The 5,990-nt window shown below is 62.8% G+C and carries 7 protein-coding genes and 1 pseudogene; 3 read left to right on the top strand and 5 right to left on the bottom strand.

Annotated features, from left to right (window positions below; translation table 11 throughout):
• The 3 genes from VJR68_RS14195 to VJR68_RS14185 form a co-directional block, all read left to right on the top strand.
• The coding region (locus VJR68_RS14195; protein WP_324148662.1) for a DUF1631 family protein at positions 1 to 819 on the top strand (819 nt) is incomplete at its 5' end.
• A 219-nt stretch (positions 820 to 1,038) separates the two neighbouring features.
• Complete coding sequence (gene nadC, locus VJR68_RS14190) at positions 1,039 to 1,896, top strand: carboxylating nicotinate-nucleotide diphosphorylase (protein WP_324148661.1); 858 nt, start codon at positions 1,039 to 1,041, stop codon at positions 1,894 to 1,896.
• A 36-nt stretch (positions 1,897 to 1,932) separates the two neighbouring features.
• Positions 1,933 to 2,340 (top strand): DUF3301 domain-containing protein, encoded by a 408-nt coding sequence (locus tag VJR68_RS14185; protein WP_324148659.1) that lies wholly within the window; start codon positions 1,933 to 1,935, stop codon positions 2,338 to 2,340.
• Positions 2,341 to 2,418: 78 nt separating this feature from the next.
• Here VJR68_RS14185 and cycA read toward each other — a convergent pair whose 3' ends face one another.
• From cycA to VJR68_RS14160, 5 genes and pseudogenes are all read right to left on the bottom strand, one after another.
• Positions 2,419 to 3,819, bottom strand: coding sequence for a D-serine/D-alanine/glycine transporter (cycA, locus tag VJR68_RS14180; RefSeq protein ID WP_324148657.1), 1,401 nt, complete (start codon positions 3,817 to 3,819; stop codon positions 2,419 to 2,421).
• A gap of 139 nt (positions 3,820 to 3,958) precedes the next feature.
• Positions 3,959 to 4,387 (bottom strand): ClpXP protease specificity-enhancing factor, encoded by a 429-nt coding sequence (locus VJR68_RS14175; protein WP_324148655.1) that lies wholly within the window; start codon positions 4,385 to 4,387, stop codon positions 3,959 to 3,961.
• Between the two features lie 20 nt (positions 4,388 to 4,407).
• Positions 4,408 to 5,028 carry a glutathione S-transferase N-terminal domain-containing protein gene (locus tag VJR68_RS14170; RefSeq protein ID WP_324148654.1) on the bottom strand — a complete coding sequence of 207 codons (621 nt, stop codon included), beginning with the start codon at positions 5,026 to 5,028 and terminating at the stop codon, positions 4,408 to 4,410.
• 84 nt (positions 5,029 to 5,112) lie between these two features.
• A complete protein-coding gene (locus tag VJR68_RS14165; RefSeq protein WP_324148652.1) occupies positions 5,113 to 5,853 on the bottom strand; it encodes a cytochrome c1 in 741 nt (246 codons plus the stop codon).
• Positions 5,846 to 5,990 (bottom strand): annotated as a pseudogene (locus VJR68_RS14160) (cytochrome b); the annotation flags it as partial. The gene VJR68_RS14165 and the pseudogene VJR68_RS14160, both read right to left, overlap by 8 nt.

Raw genomic sequence — 5,990 nt, 5'->3', positions numbered from 1 at the left:
CGCGGCCGCGAAAAGCTGGAACAGGCGCGCCGGCGCGCCGCGCGCGAAATTCTCAATCGCATCGGCGGTACCGTATTGCCGCCGCTGATCCACGGCGTGCTGTCGCGCGCGTGGGCGAACTATCTGGTGCTCACCATCCTGCGCAAGGGCGAGGAGTCGAACGAATTCCGCGAAGCGCTGCGCTTCGTCGACGCCTTCATCGCCAGCACCAAGCCGGTGCGCACGCCGGAAGCCAAGCGCGACCTGCTGCAACTGCTGCCGGGCATCGAGCGTGCGCTGCGCAAAGGTTTGTCGAACGTCGCCTTCCAGGACGCCGATATCGAGAAGCTGCTCGCCCAGCTGCACGCCTACTATCGCCAGCAGCTCGGCGAAGCGGCCCCTGCACCGGCGCAGCCGCAGACTGCCGAAGCCGCGCCCGCACCGCTGCCGATTCCGGAAAGCATCCAGCCGATCGCCGAAAGCGTCGACGACCTGGACGACGTGGTGACCGAGCCCGCCGAAGATGCGCTTGCGCCGGACGTGCGTGAAGAGCTCGAAAAGGTGAAAGTGCTCAAGCCCGGCATCTGGCTGGAGTTCATCGGCCAGGAAGAACATTTCGAGCGCGCCAAGCTGTCGTGGATCAGCCCGATGAGCGGACGCTATCTGTTCGTCAACCGCCGCGGCTTGAAGGTGGGCGATTACTCGCCGTACGAGCTGGCGATGGTGATGGCCGAAGGGCGGGCACGCATCCTGGCGACCAACGCGCTGTTCGATCGCGCCATGGATGCCATCGTGGATCGCCTGAGCCATGAAGAGCCGCGCCCCGGCGAGGCGACCTGATCGGCCCAACATGGCCTGCATGCATCCGGAACGTTGGGGTTCGCGTTCCGCTCACCCCAACCTACGCCGGTATGCTGGGATGAAATCGTAGGCTGGGGTGCGAACCCCAGCATCGCCATGCATGATCATGCTGGGATTTCATCCCAGCCTACGCGGCTATGACCTCTCCTCTCATCCGAGTAGCATGCGCGGCACTCTCACCACGCGCAGCCTTCTCGCATGCCACAGACCTTCCGCTTCGCCCCGCCCGACCAGCGTTTGATCGACGCCGACGTGGAACGCGCCTTCGCCGAAGACATCGGCCACGGCGATGCCACGGCCAGCCTGCTGCCGGCTGATGCGCAGGCGTTCGCCGCGCTCACCTGCCGCGAAGATGCCGCCATCGCCGGCATCCCCTGGTTCGACACCTGCGTGCGCAAACTGGACCCGGAAGCACGCGTCCATTGGCGTGTCAGCGATGGCGATCGCGTCAGCCCCGGCACCGTCGTTTGCGAGATGCACGGCAATGCGCGCGCGCTGGTGACGGCCGAACGCTCGGCACTGAATTTCCTGCAGATGCTGTCCGGCACCGCCACCATCACGGCGGCTTACGTGGCCGCCGTCCATGGCACCAAGACGCGCGTGCTCGATACGCGCAAGACCGTGCCGGGTCTGCGCCTGGCGCAGAAATATGCGGTGCGTTGCGGGGGCGGCCACAACCACCGCATCGGCCTCTACGATGCAATCCTGGTGAAGGAAAACCACATCATCGCCGCCGGCAGCATCTCTGCTGCGGTGCAGGCTGCCCGCCAGCTGCACCCCACGCTGCTGCTGGAAGTGGAAGTGGAAAACCTGGACGAACTGCAGCAGGCGCTGGATGCCGGCGTGGACCGCGTGATGCTCGACAACTTCACGCTGCCGTTGATGCAACAGGCGGTGGCGCAGACCGATGGCCGCGTGCCGCTGGAGATTTCCGGCAACGTCGATCTTGAGACGATCGGCGATTACGCACGTACCGGCGTGGACTATATCTCGGTGGGCGCGTTGACCAAGAACGTCCGGGCGATCGATCTTTCGCTGCGATTGAAAATCAACTGACTTGCGAGCAGCACAGGTCGCCCACACACTGCACGCATGGGCGACCTCGCTACCCTCCTGCTACTGCTCGTGCTGATGGCCATCGCTGGCACCTGGCTGGTGCTGAGCCGCGCCCGCGACCGCGCCATCCAGGAAGCACGCTGGCGCTGCCAGCAACATGGCCTGCAACTGCTGGATGAAACCGTAGGCTTGAGTGGTCTACGCCTGCGCCGCTTCCGTGGCCAGCGCGTGCTGGAACGCCGCTACAGTTTCGAGGTGAGCATCGATGGCAACGATCGCGAAGCCGGGCATTTGTGGATGGTCGGTTCGCTGCTTACGGCGTTGATCTTGCCGACCATCGAGCTGTACACGCCGGAGCAGGTAGGGGAAGAAACATCGATGACCGAAGGCAGCAACATCGTGCCGTTTCGCCGGCAATCCCGCGATCGCGACATCCGGCATTAGCGTCATGGGTAGGTTGGGGTGCGAACCCCAACATGTTTGTCCTCATCGACATGGCAACGTTGGGGTTTGCACCCCAACCTACGAGGCATCCTCGGGTGTTGCCGCCAGCACCGTGCGCCGTCCCTTCCACCAGTACGCCACCGCCAGGATGGCGAACCAGACCGGGCTAGCCAGCAACGCTTCACGCGTATCCGCCTGCAACGTCAGCAGCCACAACACGAACACGAAGAACGCCAGGCACACCCAGCACATCAACACGCCACCCGGCATCTTGTACGTGGACGCAGCATGCAGCTGCGGACGTTTGCGCCGGTAAGCCATATAGGCCACCAGGATCAGCGACCACACGAACATGAAGAGCACGGCCGATAGCGTGGTGACCAGCGTAAACGCCGTCACCAGGTTGGGCACCACATAGACCAGCATGGCGCCCGCCAGCAAACACAGGCAGGAAAACAGCAAGCCGTGCGAAGGAACCGCCGCCTTGGACAATCGACCGAACAGGCGTGGTGCATGACTCTCTTCCGCCAGACCATAGAGCATGCGACTGGTGGAGAAGATGCCGCTATTGGCCGAAGAGGTTGCCGAGGTCAGCACCACGAAATTGATCAAGCTCGCCGCCGCGGGAATACCCGCCAGCATGAACAACTCCACGAACGGACTTTTGCCCGGCTGCACCAGACGCCACGGCGTCACCGTCATGATCACGACCAGCGCCAGCACGTAGAACAGGATGATGCGCACGGGGATCGAGTTGATCGCCTTCGGCAGATTGCGCGTGGGATCGGCGGTTTCAGCAGCAGTGGTGCCCACCAGTTCGATACCGACGAAGGCAAACACCGCAATCTGGAAACCGGCGAAGAATCCGCCCACGCCGGTGGGAAACAACCCGCCGTCGTTCCACAAGTTGGACAGCGACGCATGATGGCCCGAGGGCGACGTGAACCCGTAGATCACCATGCCGAAGCCGGTGATGATCAACACAATGATCGCCACGATCTTGATCAGCGCGAACCAGAACTCCAGTTCGCCGAACACGCGCACGGCAGTGAGATTCAGCGCCAGCAACAACAGCACGCACAGCACCGCCGGCACCCACGGCATCAAGCCGGGGAACCAGAACTGCGCGTAGGAAGCGATCGCGATCACGTCCGCAATGGCCGTGACGATCCAGCAGAACCAATATGTCCAGCCACAGAAGAAACCGGCCCATGGACCGAGCAGATCGGTGGAGAAATCGATAAACGATTTGTACTCAAGGTTCGACAGCAGCAACTCGCCCATCGCGCGCATCACGAAGAACAGCATGATGCCGATGATCAGATACACCAGCAGGATCGATGGCCCGGCCAGGCTGATCGTTTTACCCGACCCCATGAACAGGCCGGTGCCGATCGCGCCGCCGATGGCGATCAATTGCAGATGGCGATTGGACAGGCTGCGGCGGAGATGGTCCGGGTGGTCGTGTGCGTCGGACATGCAGAGCGGCTTGTAGGAGAAAGCCGATACCTTAGAGGAAATGCCGGGATGCAGCTATCGCCAGATCGTCGTAGGTTGGGGTGCGAACCCCAACGTTCTTATCCATCCGGCATGGCGATGTTGGGGTTCGCACCCCAACCTACTTGACTACGCGCAAATGCGACCCACCGCCCCGCTTGGGCTTGTCCCCATCCGTCGGCGGCTCCGGTTCGGGCGGCGATGGCGGCGTATCGCTGGACGGCTCGCCGCCATGCTCGTCTTCTTCCGCCGGGAACATCATCCCCTGCCCGTTTTCCTGCGCGTACAAGGCCAGCACTGCTGGCACCGGAATCTGGATGCTATGGCTTACGCCGGAGAAGCGAGCCTGGAAACTGATCCACTCATTGCCCAGGTCGAGATTGGCCACCGCGCGCATGGCCAGATTGAGCACCACCTGGCCATTCTTGATCACGTGCGGCGGCACGCGTACGCCTTGGCGCGTGGCGTCGACCAGCATGTAAGGGGTGAGGTTGTTATCGCTGATCCAGTCGTAGATCGCCCGCAGCAGATACGGGCGGTTGGAACTCATTTTCGGTTGCTGCTGGGAAGTCACCGTAAAGCCTTTTCTTCTACCGTCAGACTGCGAGCATAACCCTGACTGTGGAACAGCCGCTCGCCGTAATCCATGATCGGCTTGCCCTCCCGGCCCAGGTCCACCCCCAGCGACGGCAGGCGCCATACCACCGGCGCCACCAGGCAGTCGGCCAGGCTCATTTCCGGATTGAGGAAGAACTTGGACGCCTTGAACAGCGGCAAGGCGGCGAGCAGCTGCTCGCGCAGGTGCTTGCGCGCGACGTCGGCCGGGCGGCCGCCGGCCTTGATGTGCTCGATTTCCGGCAACCAGTCGCGCTCGATGCGCACCGAGGCCAGCCGCAGCCTCGCGCGGGAGAGCGGGTCGATCGGCATCAAGGGCGGGTGCGGGTAGCGCTCATCCAGGTATTCGCACACCACCGCGGTGTCGTACAGCGTGAGCTCGCGGTCCACCAGGGTAGGCAGGCTGTGATAGGGATTGAGGTCGAGCAAGTCCTGGGAGGGTTTGGCCGGATCGACCAGGATCAAATCGTAGGTGACTCCCTTCGCCGCCAGCACCAGCCGTACGCGATGACATTGAATGTCATCGGCAGCGGAGTACAGGGCGAGTACCGTCCGGGAACGAGCGTTCTGGACCATGCACGTTTCTCCCCTTGCGTTTGGCCGCAAGGATGGCGTGCGCCACCCCGCGGCCACAAGTCCCTTCTTTTTATGAAGAGGACGTCAGTGGACGTCCTTCCAATATTCTTTCTTGAGCAAGTATGCCAGGAAGGTGAAGCCCAGCAGGAACAGCACCACCCAGATGCCGACATGGCGGCGTTCGAGCGCGGCCGGCTCGGAGGCGTATTCCAGGAAGTTGGTGACGTCGCGGGCGGCTTGCTGGTATTGCTCGGGCGTGAGCGCGCCCTGGTGCAGCAGCGTGAGCTTCTCGATCTCCGGATCGTCGCCCGGCTTGGCCTGCTTGAACACCGGCACCTGCTGGCCCTGCAGCTCCCACAACGGGAACGGCATGGCCGCATTCGGCAACACGGTGTTGTTCCAGCCGATCGGGCTCTTGGGATCGAGGTAGAACGAATTGAGGTAGGCGAACACCCAGTTCGCACCCTTGGCCGCCACTTCCAGCGAGAGATCCGGCGGCGCCTTGCCGAAGAACTTCTGCGCGTCGTCCTCGGGCATGTGCGAGATCACCGGATCGCCGAACTTGCCGCCGGTGAAGTTGAGGTTCTTCATCACGTCGTCTTCGGTCAAGCCGAGGTCGTCCGCGATGCGCTCGTAGCGCAGGTACTTCAGCGAGTGGCAGCCCACGCAATAGTTGAAGAAGATGTGCGCGCCGCGTTGCAGCGATGCCGTGTCGCGGAGGTTGTTGCCGGCATCCGGCATGTCCGGACCTTCCGCCATCGCCGCCGTGGTACCCAGCAGCAGACCAAACGCCAACGCAATAATGGAGATGTAGCGCTTAGTCATGCGTCGTCACCCGTTCCGGAACCGGCTTGGTCTTTTCCCAGCCAAGATGCGTGTACAGCCACAGGAATACGAAGAACCCGAAATAGATCAGCACCATCGTGCGACCAAAGAAGTTCTCGATGCCGGTGACGTCGGAG

This window comes from Dyella sp. (genome assembly GCF_035277725.1).
Classification (GTDB): domain Bacteria; phylum Pseudomonadota; class Gammaproteobacteria; order Xanthomonadales; family Rhodanobacteraceae; genus Dyella_B.
This window is presented reverse-complemented; position numbering and strand designations above follow the sequence as displayed.